This window comes from Brevibacillus parabrevis (assembly GCF_003710905.1).
GTDB lineage: Bacteria > Bacillota > Bacilli > Brevibacillales > Brevibacillaceae > Brevibacillus > Brevibacillus parabrevis.
Map to the genome: position 1 here is coordinate 665,200 of NZ_RHHV01000005.1, position 17,137 is coordinate 682,336.

Below are 17,137 nucleotides of genomic sequence, written 5' to 3' on the forward strand. Positions count from 1 at the left end.
GCAGCTTCCCCTCTATGGTTCGTCTTTGCGGATAATCAGGTACACAATCAGCCCGATAATCGGGAAAAATAACAACGCTACCAGGACGATAATGGAAAATTCCTTGCTGTTGCCTCTGCGCCGCGAATCGCGATAGCCCCAAATACTGATCACGATGTTCAGCACGTTCAGGAGCACGATTACCAACAGGGGCAGAAGCATGAAAAAAGAAGAGTCACCGATGCTAACCAATGCAATCACCTGCTTTTTCATTATAGCGCTTTTATGAGTATACCAAAAATTGGGATATTGCTCGATGTTCGTGCATGCAGCCCGCACTACAGGCAATTGCTCTCTCTGTACCGTTTTTGATACTCGCTTTTCTTGTCTTCGATCAACGGGAACCTGCGAGAGGCCAGCTTGGATAAAAAGCAGCAGATATAAAACGGACCCAGGCAACTCTTCATTTCCCGAGGCAGCAGGTTATCTCTCATGAACGGTACCCCCATTTTCGCGTAAAGTGAAGTGGAGCCAAGCCATATCAGTATCAGCTTCATTTTACAAAAAGAAAGAGCCAGATGGCAAAGAAAGGAAGGTGTCCAGAAAAAGTGCAAAAAACTGAAAAATCCAAATTGACACAAGCTGGAAGGGTCTGCTATGATCACTTTATAAAGTCATTGGAAAAACAAAGGATGAGCTTATAAAATGCGCAGGACCGGAGACCTCAAACTGATTCAAGAACTAAATCGCTTTATTATACTCGATACAATCCGCCAGCATGGGCCCATCTCGCGCAGTGACATTGCCAAAAAGCAAGGCATCAGCCCGACTACGGTCACGTCGGCAGTCAACGAGCTGATTCGTGACGGCGTGGTAGCGGAGGATGGAACAGGAGAATCAAAAGGCGGCAGAAAGCCGATCATGGTGCGCTTTTGCCCCGATGGAAAATTTTTGATTGGCGTCTCCATCACGAACACGGCGATCACCATCGCGGAAATGAATCTGGAGGCGGCGACCAAGCGCAAGCAAGTATATCCGGTCGGTCCTGGTCTTGTCAGCGATCGGATGGTGCAGTATGTACTGGACTCGATTGCAGACTTTTTGACACAGGCAGCGGACACAGAGCGTTGCTTGGGCATCTCCATTATCGCTCCGGGGATTGTCGACGCAGCGAGCGGGGTGATTCGCTTCAATTCCAAGCTGCGATTGACGGATGTTCCGTTGAAGGAGCTGGCTGAGCAGCGTTTCGGCATGAGTACGTGGCTCGACAACGACGCCAACGCGATTGCCCTGGCAGAGAAAAATTTCGGGGTAGGGATCGAAGCCGACAACCTGCTGTTCGTAACAGTGGGCGAAGGGGTAGGTTCAGGTCTTGTTGTAAACGGTTCCATTTTCCGGGGAAGCCGCGGGGGAGCTGGCGAGTTCGGGCACACGACCGTAGACCGCAGCGGCATGCGCTGTGATTGCGGCAACGTCGGCTGTCTGGAAAACTACGTCGCCTGGCCGGCGATCTACACAGGATTGCTATCTGCGATTGCCCGCGGCAAAGAGACGCTGGTCTTGGAGCTGGCGGGTGGAGACATGACGCAAATCACGTTTGAAGTGTTCCGCCGTGCCTTGCAGCAAAAGGATCAGGTGTGCGAGGACATCGTAGAAGAAATCGCTGCGTATTTGTCCATCGGCATCGTCAACCTGGTCAATCTGTTCAACCCGAGCCTGATCATTTTGGGCGGGGAAATGATGCGCGACAATCAAGTGTTGTTTGAGCGCATCGAAAAGCAGGTGCGCGAACAGGCAATGGGCATTATGGTAGACGGGCTGGAATTCCGTCCGACAATGCTGGGAGCGGACTTTGAAGTCAAGGCAGCCGCTGCCGTACTGCTACAGGACGTCTTTCATTTCAGCCTGTAGTTCCTTTTTGAATACTTTGTTTTAGCATTGGAAAAAGAAAGATTGCATCGTACGGTGAAAGGGGGGAGCCGTGGAGGTCAAGACGCAGTCGTTTCAACTGAGTTGGGGGTAAAAAAAGAGGAGAACGTATGTCGAGGAGGGACTTCAGATGAAGAAGTTGGTTTCGTTGGCAATGGCCGCATTGTTGGTAGCGGTAGCAGGATGTTCCGGTGGCGGGCAAAGTGCCACACCGTCAGATGGACAAAAATCAGGCGCCGCAACCGGAGAAAAGGTAACGCTTACTTACGCCCTCTGGGATAAAAACCAGATGCCGGCCATGGAGGAAATTGCAAAGAAATTCCATGAAGCGAACCCGAATGTTGACATCAAGATCGAGCTGACACCGAACAAACAGTATTGGACGAAGATGGAAGCGGCTGCGACTGGCGGAACTTTGCCGGACGTTTTCTGGATCAACGGCCCGCGGATCATCAAGTATGCGGCAAACGATGTGCTGCTGCCGCTCGATGAACAGATCAAGGCAGACGGCGTCGACCTTGGAAATTATCCAAAAGCGCTGGTTGATCTCTACACATACGACGGAAAAACGTTTGCATTGCCAAAAGATTTTGACACTATCGGGCTCTGGTACAACAAGAAGCTGTTTGATGACGCCAAAGTGCCATATCCGGACGAAACATGGGATTGGAACAAGCTGAAGGAAGCAGCGAAAAAGCTGACGGACGAGAAAAAAGGCATCTGGGGAATCGCGGCAGCGCCATACGGACAAGACAATTACTACAACACGATTTTCCAAGCTGGCGGCTCCGTCATTTCCGAAGACAGAAAGTCGTCGGGCTTTGACAAACCGGAAACGATCGAAGGCTTGAAGCTGTGGGTAGACATGATCAATGACAAAGTGTCGCCGTCTGCGGCGCAAATGTCGGAGACTGAATCGACGCAACTTTTCGAATCCGGGAAAGTGGCGATGGTTTACTCCGGGTCTTGGATGGCAAGCGCATTCAATGGCAACGAGTACACCAAAGACAAAGTGGACGTGGCCTACCTTCCTAAAGGCAAGGAAAACACGAGCGTTATCCACGGTTTGGGCAATGTGATCGCGGCGAACACGAAGCACCCGAAAGAAGCGTGGGAGTTCGTCAAGTACCTGGGCTCCAAGGAAGCGGCGGAGATCCAGGCAAGCAAGGGAGCGGCAATCCCGGCGTTCAACGGTACACAAGATACTTGGGTGAAATCGATGCCTAACTTTAATCTGAAAATTTTTATTGATCAGGCAGCTAACGCAAAAGCGTATCCGATCTCCAAGGACACCGCGAAATGGGCGAAGCTGGAGACCGATTACATGACCAAAGCATGGGCAGGTCAAATGAGCGTAGAAGATGCAGCGAAAGAACTTGCGCAAAAAATGAACGAGTTGCTGGCGCAAGAGTAGGGGTTTCTTTTTACGGATGGCTTCGTGTCGAGGACGGAGCCATCCCCTGTTACGAGCTTATTGTCAGGGGGGAATATTGCGATGAGCAGCCAACTTCAGCCAGAAGTGCATGCCGCTGCCCGGCCAAAACCAGCAAAGCCATTGAATCGCATGAAACGAAGCGACTGGTTGTGGGCGTATCTCATGATTGCGCCGACGTTGCTCGGTCTGGGTTTGTTCTACATATGGCCAGTCGTGCAGACTATTTATCTCAGCTTCACCAAATGGGGAGGCTTCGGCAAGTACAAATGGACGGGCGTGGACAACTATGTCCTGCTGTTCCAAGACCCGAACCTGTGGATCGCACTGAAAAACACGCTTATTTATACGGTTCTTGCAGTTCCAGCCAGTATCGCTATCTCCATATTAATCGCCGTCTTGCTCAACCAGAAAATCAAAGGCATCTCGTTTTACCGTACCTTGTACTTTTTGCCAGTCGTAACGATGGCGGCTGCCGTGGCGATGGTGTGGAGATGGCTGTACAATGCCGATTACGGCTTGATCAACTACTTGTTAGGGACAGTGGGGATACAGGGACCGCGCTGGATTTCCGACCCTGACATCGCTCTGTACGCTGTCATCATCGTTGCCGTCTGGAGTTCGATCGGCTACAACATGGTTATTTTCCTGGCGGGCTTGCAGGGGATTCCGCGCAGCTATTACGAAGCGGCGGAAATCGACGGAGCCGGACCTGTGCGGATGTTTTTTACGATTACATTGCCGCTGTTGACGCCATCGATTTTCTTCGTGAGCATCACTTCGCTGATTGGCGCGTTCCAAGTATTCGACCTGATCTACTTGATGATCGGCAAGCTGGGCAATCCGGCGGCTGAATCGACGCAGACGGTGGCGTACTTGTTCTTCACGAACGGCTTCGAATCAGGCAATGGCGGTTATGCAGCAGCAGTAGCAGTCGTGCTTTTGGTGCTGATCCTGATTGTTACCGCGATTCAAATGAAAATGCAGAAAAAATGGGTCCATTACGATTAAGCGAGCATGACTGGACAGGAGGAATGATCGATGAGTGTCCAAACAGGACGTAATCGGGTTGGCAAAAATCTTTTGATTCATCTGCTGCTGATACTAGGCGCTCTAGTAATGGTCGCGCCGTTTGTCTGGATGATCCTGACTTCGCTCAAAACGCTGGGTGAATCGACGCAGGTGCCGCCAGTCATTTGGCCGACGTCCCTGCAATGGGAAAACTACACGCACATTTTCGAAATGCTGCCTTTCTACGACTTTTACTGGAACACGATTTTGACTACAGTCGTGAAAGTCGTCGGGCAAGTATTCCTTTGCTCGCTTGCGGCATACGCGTTTGCCCGCATCGAGTTTCCGGGGCGCAACGCCTTGTTCATCGTCTTTTTGTCCGTCCTGATGGTGCCGGGGCAAGTGTTTTTGCTTCCGCAGTTTCTCATCATGAAGGAGCTTGGCTGGCTGAACACGCTCACCGCGTTGATCGTGCCAGGACTGTTCAGTGCTTTCGGAACTTTTTTGTTGCGCCAGTTTTTCATGTCATTGCCGAAAGAGCTGGAAGAGGCGGCAAAGCTCGACGGCTGCAATCACTTCCAAATCTACTGGCGCATTATGCTTCCTCTGGCGAAGCCCGGTTTGATCGCTTTGGCCATCTTCGTCGCCCTCTGGTCGTGGAATGATCTGATGTGGCCGCTGATCGTCAACAGCACGCCGGATAAAATGACGCTGTCGGCAGGATTGGCCTATTTGACAGGAGAACATACGAACATGACGAACTATCCGATTTTGATGGCTGGTTCTGTTCTCGCCATCTGGCCGATGATTATCGTCTTTATTTTCTTGCAGAAGCATTTTGTCGAGGGTATTACCCTAACCGGGTCCAAATAGCCATTTTCCCCTGAAGGAGTGAAAAACCACTATGCATCATGTTCTGGTAATCGGAGCAGGTACGATGGGAACTGTTCACGCAAAATCTTACGCTGCCATGAAAAACGTCGAGCTGGTCGGCATTGTCGACTTGCGCGGAGAGCGCGGCCGCGAGCTGGCAGCCGAAACGAATACGCAATGGTTTGCGAGCTACGATGAAGCCATGGAGAAGCTGGAGCGGGTAGATATCATTGACGTGTGTCTGCCGACTTACCTGCATAAAACGTATGTGCAAAAAGCTGCGGACGCAGGCAAGCACGTCATTTGCGAAAAGCCGCTGGCACGCAGCAAGGAAGAGGCGCAATCGATCGTTGACTATTGCCACGAGAAAAACGTCAAGCTGTTCGTCGGCCATGTGCTGCGCTTTTTCCCTGAGTACGAGAAGTCCCGTCAACTGGTGAACGATGGCACGATCGGCAATGTCGGCGTGGCGCGGACGTTCCGCGGCGGTATTTTCCCGACGGCGTGGAACGACTGGTATGCGGACTACAAAAACAGCGGCGGTCTTGTGCTGGACATGATCATCCACGACTTCGACTTTTTGCGCTGGTGCTTCGGCGACGTGGAGCGCGTCTATGCGAAAAGCTTGCTTGGACGCGGCTTCGCCCGCATCGACTACGCGCTGGTGACGCTTCGGTTCAAAAGCGGGATGATCGCTCATGTGGAAGGGTCTTGGGCGCATGAAGGCTTCTCGATGAAAATGGAGCTGGCGGGAAGCGAAGGAATCATTCAGTACGACAGTGCAAAAGAAAAGCCGCTGATCGCCGTAAATCGCGCGAAACAGGCAGGTATGGGCGGAGTGGCTGTGCCGGAGAGTCCGCTGCGTGAAAATCCGTACTTCCGCGAGCTGAAGCATTTCATCGATTGCATCGAAAACGATCTCCAGCCGCGCGTGACGGTCGAGGATGCCGTGAAAGCAGTGGAAATCGCGCGAGCTGCGCTTGAGTCAATCGAAACGGGCAAACCCGTAACGCTAGTGTAGGAGGGGACCACATATGAAACTGGGAATCATCAGTGTCGCACATATGCACGCATACAGCTACGCGAATGCGATCGGGAAGCTTGCGGGCGTACAATTGGTCGGTGTAGCCGACGAGGATGAAGCACGTGGCAAGGAAGCGGCAGAAAAGTGGGGCGTACCGTTTTACCACGATTATCGCGAGCTTTTGGCAGCTGACGTCGATGCCGTCATCATCACTTCGGAAAATGCCAAGCATCATGAGCATACAGTAGCAGCCGCGAAAGCAGGCAAGCACATTTTGTGCGAAAAGCCGCTTGCGACCACGCTGGCGGCGGCCCAGGAAATGATTGAGATTTGCCGCGAGCAAGGCGTCATTTTGCAAACGGCGTTCCCTGTTCGCTTCCACCCTGCGGTTGTGCGGGCAAAACAGCTGGTAGAGCAAGGCAAGGTTGGCCGCATCATGGCGATCCGCGGCACGAATCGCGGGCAAAATCCGGGCGGCTGGTTCGTCGATCCTGCCAAGTCCGGTGGCGGCGCTGTCATCGATCATACGGTGCATGTCGTTGACTTGATGCGCTGGTTCATGGGCGTGGAAGTGCGCGAGGTGTACGCAGAAGTAGACAGCAAATTTTCGCCTACCCCGATTGACGACTGCGGCATTTTGACGATGGAATTTGAAAATGGCGTATTCGCCACGCTGGATTGTAGCTGGTCGCGCAACAAGACGTTCCCGGTTTGGGGCGACGTTACGATGGAAATCATCGGCACGGAAGGCACTATCTCGCTCGATGCCTTTTCGCAAAAGCTCGACGTGTACAGCAATGACAAAGGATTGAAATGGGTCAACTGGGGCGACGACATGGACAGCCAGCTGGTGAGCGACTTTGTTGCCAGCGTCCGCGAGAAAAAAGCGCCATCCGTAACAGGAGAAGACGGCATGCGCGCAGTCGAAGTAGCGCTTGCTGCCTACCAGTCGGCTGAATCGAAGCAACCGGTGGTCATTCGCTAACGGGGACGGTGGATCAATATGAGTATGAAGATCGGAATGATCGGCGTCGGAGGGATCGGCCAGCATCACCTGCAAGGCTTGCTCGCTGACGAACGAGTGAAAGTTACCGCTGTCTGCGATGTGAATCGGGAAGCAGCAATGTCCACGGCCGAGCGGATCGGTGCTTCCGGCTACACGTCCTGGCAGGAGCTGCTCACGCACGAAAAGCTGGATGCGCTGTTTGTCTGCGTCCCGCCTTTTGCCCACGAAGAAATCGAGGAGCAGGCGGCAGCAAAAGGGATTCACCTGTTCGTGGAAAAGCCGATTGGCCTCGATATGCACATAGTCGCGAAGAAACAGGCGGCGATGGAAAAAGCAGGGATTATTACCTCGACAGGTTATTGCCTGCGCTATCTGGATATCGTGCAGCAAGCCCGCGAGTATTTGGCTGACAAGCAGATCGCCTTGGTGCGCGGCCATTATTTGACCAAATTCGTGGAAACTCCGTGGTGGCGGCAAATGAGCAAATCGGGCGGCCAACTGGTCGAGCAGGCGACGCATACACTCGACATGATGCGCTTTTTGGCGGGTGACGTGGAAAAAGTATACGCGCAGATGTCTTTGCTCGTCTCGCAAGACATTGAAGGCATCGACATCCCGGATGTGTCTGCGGTCAGCATGGCCTTTTCCACAGGGGCGCTCGGCCATCTGGATACGTGCTTTATCCAGGCGGATCACCGGACAGGTGTAGAAATTTTGGGGAAACATTTCCGTGTGCTGATCGACGGCAGACAACTGACGATCACGGACGAGGCTGGTACGCGCACATTTGAGGCGACAGTAGATATGTACCGGGAACAGGATCGCGCTTTTGTGACGGCGATTGAAACCGGAGATACGAGCCTGATCTTGTCGCCATACGCCTCTGCGAAAAAGACGCTGGCAGTGACATTGGCCGCAAACGAGTCTGCGCAGTCCGGTGCACCTGTCATCATTTCGCACGATTAAGAAGGAGTGAGCAGCATGTCTTTTCAAAAAGGAATCAACGCTTGGTGCTTTCCGAAAGAAAGCCGCGCAGAACATATTTTTCAGCAAGCAAAAGAGTACGGGTACAAAGGCGTCGAGTTGAATCTCGACGAGGGAGACGCTCCCTTGCATCTGGAAATGACGGAGGGCGAGCTGGCGAAGCTGGCGCAACTGGCTCGCGAGTATGGATTGGAGCTGCCGAGTGTCTCGACGGCGCTCCTCTGGAAGTACCCGCTCACCCATAACGACGCGGAAGTGCGGGAAAAAGGCATCCAGGTCGTCGAGAAAATGATTGAGGCAGCAAGCGTTTTTGGAGCACGTACGGTTCTGGTCGTGCCAGGGCTGGTGACACCGGAAGTATCGTACGACACGGCGTATGAGCGGGCACGCGAAGCGCTCACACGACTGGCGAAAACGGCGGAAGCCAAGCAAGTGCATATCGGGATTGAAAACGTCTGGAACAAATTTTTGCTCAGCCCGCTGGAAATGGCCAGGTTGATTGATGAAGTGAACAGCCCGTGGGTGGGCGCTTACTTCGATGTCGGCAATGTGCTGCAATTCGGTTTTCCCGAGCAGTGGATTCGCATCCTCGGCAAAAGAATCCGGGCGATTCACGTCAAAGATTTCAAGACGACGACGGGCAACATTACCGGATTTGTGCCGCTTTTGGCTGGCGACATTCCGTGGGCGCGCGTGGCAGAGGCGCTGCGCGAGATCGGGTACAGCGGCTACATCATCCCAGAAATCTCGCCGTATGCCTACAAGCCAGAGCAGTTGGTCGCTTCGACCTCCGAGGCGCTCGACGCTATTTTCAAATAGAGAACAGACAGCGAGGATGTGAGTCACACGATGACCCAAGAGAAACCATATGCCATCGGGATTGACCTGGGAGGCACGAAAGTCATCGCCGCGATTGTCGACCAGAATGGCAGCATCCTAAGCCAAGCGAACGCTCCGACACAAAAAGAGGACGCGGCTGAGATTGTCATTTCGCGAATTGGCGATCTCGTCTCGTCCGTGCTCGCGGACAGCGGTGTCGGCATCTCGCAAATACGCGGAATTGGAATTGCTACAGCCGGAATCATTGATACAAACCGGCAAATGGTCATTTTTGCAAGCAATTTGAACTGGAGCGATGTGGCGATCGGCGACAAGCTCGGCCAACGGTTCGGCGTTCCGGTGCAGCTGATCAACGACGCCAATTCGGCAGCCGTTGCCGAGTGGGCCTTCGGCAGCGCCAGCGGCACCGATGATCTCATCTACGTCACGGTAAGCACGGGAGTGGGCGCCGGGATCATCAGCGGAGGGCGGCTGATTACAGGCATTGGCGACAGTGCAGGCGAGTTCGGCCACATCTCGCTCGATCCGGAAGGGCCGCTGTGCGCTTGCGGGAACAGAGGATGCCTGGAAAACTACGTGTCGGGACTGGCGCTGGCAAAAATGGCGCAGGAACAGCTGCAAGCTGGCGCGGAAAGCTCCCTGCGAACCGTCTGCGAGGGCGAGCTCGGGCGCATAACGGCCAAGGAGATCGGCGAGCAGGCAGAGAGCGGCGATCCGCTTAGCATCAGCTTGATGAAGCAGGCAGGCTACTACCTCGGTGTCGGCCTGACCAACCTGATTCATCTGTTCAATCCGCAGGTGATCGTGTTCGGCGGAGGCGTCATGAAAAACGGCCGAATTTTGCTGGAGGAAGCAGAGCGGGTGATTCGCCAGCGCTGCATTTCCCGGATGGCGAGCCAGGCGACGTTCCAGTTCACCACGATGGGAGCAGAGGCGGGCGTGCTTGGCGCAGCCGGGCTGTATTTCCCTGCCGCACGCAAACAGGTAGCGGTATAGGTGTAGCAAACAAAACGAGTTGACAAGCCGCATAAAAAAGCCGACGGTTCCGCATGGACGTCGGCTTTTTGGCATGGCAGATGAAATCACGCTTTTGATTCGGGCAGGTAAGCTACGTAACCGATGCTGTCTGGCGAGTCGGCAATGCGTGTCTGTTTGGAAAAAGAACGGAGCGTCCACAAGATGTAGAAGTCGCCAAAGCTGCCGATCAGCATGACGATGCTCCACACGTACCAAAACAGCGACTGGAAAAAGTAGGCCAGGAAAAAGGGCAACACACCGAGCAGCAAAGCCGGCAGGGCGACAGCAAGCCGATAGCTGCCCACAGAGATCGGCTTCAGGCAGCAGGCGTAAACAACAAGCTTGCGCCACATTACCCCGAAGCGGATATCGGATGTAGCAACCTGGCGGCTGAGCATGAAGCCGACTCCGTGCACAGCTTCATGGACGATGATTCCGCCGAGAACGACTACAAAAAACAGCCCGATATCGCTGAGAGATACCGAGAAAGTCACCGCCTTTTGATAGAAAAGCAAAGCGGCCGGAACAAACAGGAGAAGGCAAACACAAGCAAACAGGTTGGCTTTCCATGGTTGCAAGACGACTTGCTTTTGGACATAGTTCGTTTCCAATTTCAACCTGGCCTCCTCTGGTGATATACTTGTAGTATAGCGCGGCAAGCTGCAATAGTTCAAATTCAAGCTCGGAAAGCTTTCATGGATTTGGCCTTTCGACTCATATGGCTGAGGGTCATGATTCATGTATGATGAAATAGTGGTACGTACTGGTAAAAGCGGGTCAAAAGAAACAGAAAAAGCGGATGAGGGGTCGCGGTATGCAGGGGAAAAACAAACGGATCGTAGGGATAATAGCGTTGCTGGTCGTCTGCGCTTTGGGCTTTTGGGGCTATCGCGCGCTTATGCCGATCGCGCTGGCAGAAGGCTATTTGTACGCAGACCAGAGCCGGATGGTGTACGCCAAGGTGACGCCGGAACAGGAGCAACTCAACGTCGAAATCACGTTGTCCAAGCTGCTAGTCGAGGATACGGTTCCTCGCTTGCAAACAGAGACAAGCCTTTTTACAGGGACGCGGGAAGGCGATGCGCTGACGCTTCAGCCGAAGTCCGCATCTGCGGGTGAGTCGGTTGGGCCGCTTCAGGCCAAGCTGAGTGCGGACGGCCTTTTGATTACAGGTTCACTCGCACAAGGAGAGCCACAGGAAACCAAGCTTGTTGCCAGCACAAACCAGGCTTACAGCGACAAGCTTGCCGCCTGGACGAAAAGCGTCGAGCTGGAAGCGGAGCAGAAGAAAAAAGTGTTGGCGGAGCAGCGAGCCAAGGAAGAGGCGCGGGTGGCTTTTGCGAACAAAGTCGTGCGGACGGAAAAGCTCGCGGCTGACTTGCAGGAGAGCGCGCAATATTTGCAGGAAATCCAGTTCGCAGACGAGATTCAATTTTCCAAAGACCAGGCGGCTGAGCTGCAAGGGTTGTTGGACGAGCTGACTACCTACTCCAAGCAGCCTAGTTTGAGCAAAATGGAGTATGACGTCATGGCCGGGACGCTCGGCAGCATGAAGGTGCTGGTCGACGGGATGGATGCGATGGACAGCACAATCGCCCAGAAGAAGCAAAGCATGCAAGACCTGATTGCCGTCCTGGAAACGGATATTAAGGACACGCAGACGGTTTGGGAAGAGATCAAGGCGAATGCTCCGGACGCGGCTAATCGCGAAAAAGCGTTGCAGGCGGCGATCAAGGCAGGCACCGACGCAATCGATCAGGCGAAGCAGCGGCTGGCTGCGCTGGAAAAAGAGCATGGCGGCGGCAAGACTGCTGCGAACAAGCTCTATCAGCAGGCGGCAAATGTGCTGCAACAGACCAAGGCCAAGTACGGCTTCTAAAGCGCGCAAACAGATCAAGTCCCGTTGCCACGGTGCGGCTGTGCACCAGGGAACGGGCTTTTTTGCTGTTTTCAGATCGGTTTAATTGTATTATGCTTATTCGTATACACCAGCCAGTTGGCTTTGTCCGGGAGGTTTTTATGAACGTCTACCAAAATATCACCGAGCTGATTGGAAATACGCCTTGCGTTCGCCTGAACCGGATGGTTCCCGAGGGAGCGGCAGAGGTGTGGGTCAAACTGGAAAAGTTCAATCCGTCCGGGAGCGTCAAAGACCGCGCTGCTTACAATCTGATTGCCAGAGCGGAGCAGGAGGGGCTGATCAAGCCCGGGGATACGATTATCGAGCCGACGAGCGGCAACACGGGAATCGGTTTGGCGATGAACGCGGCAGCCAAAGGCTACAAGGCGATTTTGGTCATGCCCGATAACATGTCGAAAGAGCGGATCAACATTTTGAAAGCATACGGGGCAGAAGTCGTGCTGACGCCGAGTGAACAGCGGATGCCCGGCGCGATTGCCAGAGCGAAGGAGTTGCAGCAGGAAATCCCAGGGAGCTTCATTCCGCAGCAGTTTGAAAATGCGGCGAATCCGGACATTCATCGCATCACGACAGCCCGGGAAATTTTGGCCCAGACAAAAGGACAGCTCGATGCTTTTGTCGCGACGGCGGGCACAGGCGGGACGATTACAGGGACGGGCGAGGTGCTGCGCGAAGAGGTTCCCGGGTTGTACATCGCCGTCGTGGAGCCAAAAGGTTCGCCTGTTTTGTCGGGTGGCAAGCCGGGGCCGCACAAGCTGGTCGGCACAAGTCCTGGGTTTATTCCGCGCATTTTGAATACGGACATTTACGACGAGATCATCCAGATCGCCGACGAAGAAGCTTTGGACAGCATGCGCAAGCTCGCCGCGTGGGAAGGCATTTTGGTCGGCCCGTCGTCAGGAGCTTCTGTGTTTGCGGCGATCACGATTGCCAAAAGACTGGGCACAGGCAAACGGGTGGTCTGCATTGCGCCGGATACGGGTGAACGTTACTTGAGCATGAACTTGTTCTAGGAGACAGGCGACAAGCGAGAGAGCTGCTTTTCTATGGAAAAGCGGCTTTTTCGTATGCCCTGGTCGCTTGCCATGTTATGATTTGGAAAAGTCTTACTGACGGGAGAAAAAGTCATGACCAACGGCAAGCACAAAGACAGAAAAGCGATGATCATCGGGGCCGGGGTGGGTGGAATGTCGGCGGCGATTGCCTTGAAGCAGGCAGGTTGGCAGGTCAGGCTGTATGAGCAAGCCAGGGAACAAAAAGGAATCGGGGCAGGCATCGTGCTGGCTGCCAATGCGATGAAGGCACTGGACAAGCTGGGAGCGGGCCAACGCGTCCGTGAGCTTGGTTCACCCGTCCGCAAGGCGAGCATTTGCGATTGGCAAGGAAACGTGCTGGTCGAGCTGCCTGTCGCACGTCAAGCCGAGCGCTGCGGGGCGGACAGCTACCTTGTGCACCGCGCAGACTTGCAACAAGCGCTGCGCGAAAGGGTGGACGAGCAAGAGCTGGTTCTGGGCAAAAAGCTGACCGCTTTTTCGCAGGAAGCGGAGCGGGTCCAAGCGTCTTTTGCCGATGGCACGACAGCGGAAGCAGACGTCCTCATCGGTGCGGACGGGATTCACTCCAGCGTGCGCAAGCTGTTGTTTGGCGCGGAAAAGATGCGCTACTCCGGCTATACGGCCATTCGCGGAATCGCCCGGTATGAAGATGCGCGCTATCCGCTGGAAACGGGCGGCGGCTTTGAAGCGTGGGGGAGTGGAGCGCGGTTCGGTTTTTCCCATATCGGTCACAACCGGATACACTGGTTCGCTGCCATCAATGCCCCGGAAGGCGAAAAAGATCCGCCGATCGGACGAAAGCTCGCGGCGTTGCGCCGCCTGGAAAACTGGTACGAGCCTGTCCGCGCCGTCATCGCCGCTACGCCGGAGGAAGCGATTTTGCGGCACGACATTTACGATCGACTGCCGTTGAAACGGTGGGGTACGGGAAGGGTCAGCCTTTTGGGCGATGCCGCACATCCGATGCTGCCGAATCTGGGGCAGGGAGCAGGGCAAGGGCTGGAGGACGCGCTTGTGCTGGCACGTTGTCTTGCGCCTGCCGACGTGGATATTCCAGCCGCTCTCGTCCACTACGAGAAGCAGCGGAAAAAGCGGGCACATGCGATCGTGCGCGGCTCGTGTCTGATGGGCTATGTTACCCAGTGGGAAAATCCGTTGGCAATCGCCGTGCGCAATTGGTTGCTGAAAACGATTCCGCCTGGCATGCAAAGCAGACGCCTGGAATGGATCATCCGCCATGAAGTATAGCCAATAGGAAAAGGCAGGGAGCCTGAAGTCCCTGCCTTTTTTGTAGAGCGGATTATTCTTGATGACGAGCCTGGTACGCGAGCAGTGCTCCGATGAACAGTTGCCCCGTTTGAATCATGGAACGCTCATCCACATCGAACTTGGGATGATGGTGCGGATAGGTTGCCAAAAGCTCCGGGTTGCGTCCGCCGGTCATGAAGAAAGTAGCTGGACGTTCCTGCGCGTAGTAGGCGAAGTCTTCTCCCCCCATGATCGGTGGCATCTGGATGACGCGCTCTTCGCCAAAAAGACGTTTCGCTTCTGCTTCCACGAGCGGCGTTTCCACTTCATCGTTCCATGTGGCCGGATAGCCGCGTTCGTACTTGATTTCGCAAGTCGCGCCGACAGCCTGGCAGCTCGCTTCCACGATGCGGCGCATGGATTGCTCAACCGCTACGCGCACTTCTTCGTCGTACGTGCGGACGGTTCCTTTCAGGCGCACCTGGTCGGGAATGACGTTGTACGCTTCGCCGCCACCGTTAAACGAGCAGACGGACAGCACGACTTGCTTGAGCGGGTCTATCTGGCGGCTCGCCACTTGTTGCAGGTTCATCACAATCTGGCTGCCGAGGACGATCGGGTCAATGGAAGTGTGCGGGGAAGCGCCATGCCCGCCTTTTCCGTACAAAACAATTTCAAAGCTGTCAGCAGCGGCTGTGACGTATCCTTTTGCAATGCCGACGACGCCAACTGGCAAATCAGAAGCGACGTGGGCACCGTAGACGACATCGACGCCTTCCAGGCAGCCTGCTTCGACCATGGATTTCGCTCCGCCAGGCGGCAGCTCTTCGGCAAACTGATGAAGAAACACGACTGTACCTGGCAGCTCATCGCGGAACTCGCTCAAAACTTGGGCGACACCGAGCAAGCCGGCCGTGTGAATGTCGTGGCCGCATGCGTGCATCACGCCGGGAATCCGCGATTTATACTCAACCTCTTTTTCATCCTGAATCGGCAAAGCGTCAAAATCGGCGCGCAAAGCGACCGTCTTTCCCGGTTTTCCACCCTTGAGGTAGCCGACGACGCCCAGGCCGCCTACTCCGGTTTTTACTTCGATGCCAAAGGAAGCGAGCTTGTCCGCTACTTTCTTTGCCGTGTTTTCTTCTTTAAAGGAAAGCTCAGGGTACATATGCAGATCGCGTCTGAATGAAACCAGCTCCGGGTAAATTTCCTGTAAACGGGCAAACATTTTGTCTTGCATCGGGCCCACTCCTTTTCACGGTGGAAACAGATTGGTAATTCGCAGTCTCCTTATTATAAAAAGAAGTCAAAATAGTTTGCAATCTATGTTGTGCGAAAGTATGTCTGTCAAGAGGGGAGCGCAGGTGGACAGCTTTGAAACAAATCGACTAGAATGGATAAGGGAGTGACACGTCAATGAGAGAACGGCAGAGGAGAAAATGGTAACATCCTTTACAAAAAATCGCAGAGTCTGGATTTGTGTGCTGATGTCAGGCGTCCTGTTTTTGACGATGACCTGTCTTAGTATCGCAGGCTCTTATTACAATACGATGCAGTCGGTCCGCCTTTCGATTGCCAATCAGAGCATGAAGACGGCGGCGATGGTGGCGCAGCGAATCGATATTGCCGCCTATGAGCAATTTTTGCAGCACCCTGCCAAGGACAACCCGGCTTATGAGTCGATTCGTACCCAACTTAGTCAGGCGCGAGAGCAATTCGGGATTCTTTACTCGTACATTATGCAAATCAACGAGGATGGAAACGGCGGCAAAGTCATGGTCGTGGCCTATCCGCCTGATCGGACGCTTCCTTTTCAAATTGGCGATCCTTGCTATGTGACGGCAGAGCAGATTGCCAAAATTCGCACGGGTCAATCCTACTATTCCGACATCATCCGCGACCCTGTTTACGGCGTTTACATGTCGGCCGGTGCGCCGCTGGTCGGAAAAGACGGTCAGCTGCTAGGCATCGTTGGCGTCGACACAGACATGGCGATGGTGGAAGGGATTGGCGAAGAGGTCGTTCGAAACAGCACGCCTGTCTTTGTTTTTCACGGGCTGTTCGTCGTCGTGCTGATCGTGCTGATCCTCGGGTTGCAGCGCTGGTATCGCCGGGAGCTTAAAGCAGCCGTTGGCGAGACAGAGGAGCATTATCAGGATGAGCTGCGCTCCGTCATCAGCTCGATTCGTTCGATTCGCCACGACTTTGTCAACCATATGCAAGTTTTGTACGGTTTGATCGAGTGCGGCTATTTTGACAAGGCACGCGATTACATTCAATCGCTGCTCAAGGAGACGAAGCTGCTCGATCTTACGGTGCGGATCGCCAACCCGGCGTTGATGGTTTTGTTCCACACGAAATGGGAGCAGGCCAAGTCGAAACAGATTGTCATGCAATTTGCCGAGTGTCCCGATCCTTTCGAGAGCATTCCGTCTATCGATTTGGTGAAAATATTGTCCAATCTGATCGACAATGCGATCGATGCCGCGGAAACGGCGGAGGGCGAAAAGCGAATCCGGATTGCTTGTCGCCGGGAAGACAAGCAGTACATTTTTGAAGTAGAAAATACAGGGACGGAAATATCGCCAGAGCAGCGCGCGCAAATTTTCACGGTAGGATATACGACCAAGCCAGCCACGCAATCATGTGCAAGGGGAGCGGGCCTGCCGATCGTGCAAGCAGTAGTCAGCAAACATGCGGGGAACATCGAGATCGTGTCAGAGCATGGCGTTACGAGATTCACCGTGACCTTGCCGATCAAGTGATATTTTCCGGCCTATTACGCATCAAGGTATCGAGGGAAAAGCCATCTGTACGA

General features: G+C 54.1%; 16 protein-coding genes. 13 read left to right on the plus strand and 3 right to left on the minus strand.

Annotated elements, in window-relative coordinates:
• Positions 1 to 12 precede the first annotated feature (12 nt).
• On the minus strand, positions 13 to 231 hold the full coding sequence (locus tag EDM60_RS06425) for a PLDc N-terminal domain-containing protein (protein WP_122963269.1): 219 nt from the start codon (positions 229 to 231) through the stop codon (positions 13 to 15).
• A gap of 453 nt (positions 232 to 684) precedes the next feature.
• On the opposite strand from EDM60_RS06425, the gene EDM60_RS06430 reads away from it, so the two are divergent.
• The 9 genes from EDM60_RS06430 (at position 685) to EDM60_RS06470 (ending at position 10,074) form a co-directional block, all read left to right on the plus strand.
• Positions 685 to 1,890 (plus strand): ROK family transcriptional regulator, encoded by a 1,206-nt coding sequence (locus tag EDM60_RS06430; protein WP_122963194.1) that lies wholly within the window; start codon positions 685 to 687, stop codon positions 1,888 to 1,890.
• Between the two features lie 148 nt (positions 1,891 to 2,038).
• Complete coding sequence (locus EDM60_RS06435) at positions 2,039 to 3,322, plus strand: ABC transporter substrate-binding protein (RefSeq protein WP_122963195.1); 1,284 nt, start codon at positions 2,039 to 2,041, stop codon at positions 3,320 to 3,322.
• An 81-nt stretch (positions 3,323 to 3,403) separates the two neighbouring features.
• Complete coding sequence (locus EDM60_RS06440) at positions 3,404 to 4,351, plus strand: carbohydrate ABC transporter permease (RefSeq protein WP_122963196.1); 948 nt, start codon at positions 3,404 to 3,406, stop codon at positions 4,349 to 4,351.
• A 30-nt stretch (positions 4,352 to 4,381) separates the two neighbouring features.
• Positions 4,382 to 5,224, plus strand: coding sequence for a carbohydrate ABC transporter permease (locus EDM60_RS06445; protein WP_122963197.1), 843 nt, complete (start codon positions 4,382 to 4,384; stop codon positions 5,222 to 5,224).
• 31 nt (positions 5,225 to 5,255) lie between these two features.
• Positions 5,256 to 6,245: a Gfo/Idh/MocA family protein gene (locus EDM60_RS06450; protein ID WP_122963198.1), complete on the plus strand. Its 990-nt coding sequence runs from the start codon at positions 5,256 to 5,258 to the stop codon at positions 6,243 to 6,245.
• 13 nt (positions 6,246 to 6,258) lie between these two features.
• Positions 6,259 to 7,233, plus strand: a complete 975-nt coding sequence (locus EDM60_RS06455; RefSeq protein ID WP_122963199.1) for a Gfo/Idh/MocA family protein — start codon at positions 6,259 to 6,261, stop codon at positions 7,231 to 7,233.
• Positions 7,234 to 7,251: 18 nt separating this feature from the next.
• Positions 7,252 to 8,220: a Gfo/Idh/MocA family protein gene (locus EDM60_RS06460; RefSeq protein WP_122963200.1), complete on the plus strand. Its 969-nt coding sequence runs from the start codon at positions 7,252 to 7,254 to the stop codon at positions 8,218 to 8,220.
• Positions 8,221 to 8,235: 15 nt separating this feature from the next.
• The gene (locus EDM60_RS06465; RefSeq protein ID WP_122963201.1) at positions 8,236 to 9,057 is read left to right on the plus strand and encodes a sugar phosphate isomerase/epimerase family protein; all 822 of its coding nucleotides are present in this window, start codon (positions 8,236 to 8,238) and stop codon (positions 9,055 to 9,057) included.
• Positions 9,058 to 9,087: 30 nt separating this feature from the next.
• Entirely contained in the window at positions 9,088 to 10,074 is a 987-nt protein-coding gene (locus EDM60_RS06470) for an ROK family protein (protein ID WP_122963202.1), read from the plus strand.
• 86 nt (positions 10,075 to 10,160) lie between these two features.
• Here EDM60_RS06470 and EDM60_RS06475 read toward each other — a convergent pair whose 3' ends face one another.
• Positions 10,161 to 10,706 (minus strand): DUF3267 domain-containing protein, encoded by a 546-nt coding sequence (locus tag EDM60_RS06475; protein WP_244226800.1) that lies wholly within the window; start codon positions 10,704 to 10,706, stop codon positions 10,161 to 10,163.
• Between the two features lie 203 nt (positions 10,707 to 10,909).
• On the opposite strand from EDM60_RS06475, the gene EDM60_RS06480 reads away from it, so the two are divergent.
• The 3 genes from EDM60_RS06480 to EDM60_RS06490 all read left to right on the plus strand — a co-directional run bounded on the left by EDM60_RS06480 (position 10,910) and on the right by EDM60_RS06490 (position 14,319).
• Positions 10,910 to 11,974 (plus strand): hypothetical protein, encoded by a 1,065-nt coding sequence (locus EDM60_RS06480; RefSeq protein WP_122963204.1) that lies wholly within the window; start codon positions 10,910 to 10,912, stop codon positions 11,972 to 11,974.
• A 140-nt stretch (positions 11,975 to 12,114) separates the two neighbouring features.
• Complete coding sequence (gene cysK, locus EDM60_RS06485; RefSeq protein WP_122963205.1) at positions 12,115 to 13,029, plus strand: cysteine synthase A; 915 nt, start codon at positions 12,115 to 12,117, stop codon at positions 13,027 to 13,029.
• A gap of 114 nt (positions 13,030 to 13,143) precedes the next feature.
• Entirely contained in the window at positions 13,144 to 14,319 is a 1,176-nt protein-coding gene (locus tag EDM60_RS06490) for an FAD-dependent monooxygenase (RefSeq protein ID WP_122963206.1), read from the plus strand.
• Between the two features lie 52 nt (positions 14,320 to 14,371).
• Here EDM60_RS06490 and EDM60_RS06495 read toward each other — a convergent pair whose 3' ends face one another.
• On the minus strand, positions 14,372 to 15,559 hold the full coding sequence (locus tag EDM60_RS06495; protein WP_122963207.1) for a M20 metallopeptidase family protein: 1,188 nt from the start codon (positions 15,557 to 15,559) through the stop codon (positions 14,372 to 14,374).
• 247 nt (positions 15,560 to 15,806) lie between these two features.
• On the opposite strand from EDM60_RS06495, the gene EDM60_RS06500 reads away from it, so the two are divergent.
• On the plus strand, positions 15,807 to 17,084 hold the full coding sequence (locus tag EDM60_RS06500; protein ID WP_229049877.1) for an ATP-binding protein: 1,278 nt from the start codon (positions 15,807 to 15,809) through the stop codon (positions 17,082 to 17,084).
• The last annotated feature ends 53 nt before the right edge of the window (positions 17,085 to 17,137 follow it).

Bases quoted from the DNA above. Each gene is read 5' to 3' on its own strand.
- EDM60_RS06445 (WP_122963197.1), top strand. From the start codon at position 4,382: ATGAGTGTCCAAACAGGACGTAATCGGGTTGGCAAAAATCTTTTGATT.
- EDM60_RS06435 (WP_122963195.1), top strand. From the start codon at position 2,039: ATGAAGAAGTTGGTTTCGTTGGCAATGGCCGCATTGTTGGTAGCGGTA.
- EDM60_RS06430 (WP_122963194.1), top strand. From the start codon at position 685: ATGCGCAGGACCGGAGACCTCAAACTGATTCAAGAACTAAATCGCTTT.
- EDM60_RS06500 (WP_229049877.1), top strand. From the start codon at position 15,807: ATGTCAGGCGTCCTGTTTTTGACGATGACCTGTCTTAGTATCGCAGGC.
- EDM60_RS06455 (WP_122963199.1), top strand. From the start codon at position 6,259: ATGAAACTGGGAATCATCAGTGTCGCACATATGCACGCATACAGCTAC.
- EDM60_RS06460 (WP_122963200.1), top strand. From the start codon at position 7,252: ATGAGTATGAAGATCGGAATGATCGGCGTCGGAGGGATCGGCCAGCAT.
- EDM60_RS06450 (WP_122963198.1), top strand. From the start codon at position 5,256: ATGCATCATGTTCTGGTAATCGGAGCAGGTACGATGGGAACTGTTCAC.
- EDM60_RS06440 (WP_122963196.1), top strand. From the start codon at position 3,404: ATGAGCAGCCAACTTCAGCCAGAAGTGCATGCCGCTGCCCGGCCAAAA.
- EDM60_RS06490 (WP_122963206.1), top strand. From the start codon at position 13,144: ATGACCAACGGCAAGCACAAAGACAGAAAAGCGATGATCATCGGGGCC.
- cysK (WP_122963205.1), top strand. From the start codon at position 12,115: ATGAACGTCTACCAAAATATCACCGAGCTGATTGGAAATACGCCTTGC.
- EDM60_RS06465 (WP_122963201.1), top strand. From the start codon at position 8,236: ATGTCTTTTCAAAAAGGAATCAACGCTTGGTGCTTTCCGAAAGAAAGC.
- EDM60_RS06470 (WP_122963202.1), top strand. From the start codon at position 9,088: ATGACCCAAGAGAAACCATATGCCATCGGGATTGACCTGGGAGGCACG.
- EDM60_RS06495 (WP_122963207.1), bottom strand. From the start codon at position 15,559: ATGCAAGACAAAATGTTTGCCCGTTTACAGGAAATTTACCCGGAGCTG.
- EDM60_RS06480 (WP_122963204.1), top strand. From the start codon at position 10,910: ATGCAGGGGAAAAACAAACGGATCGTAGGGATAATAGCGTTGCTGGTC.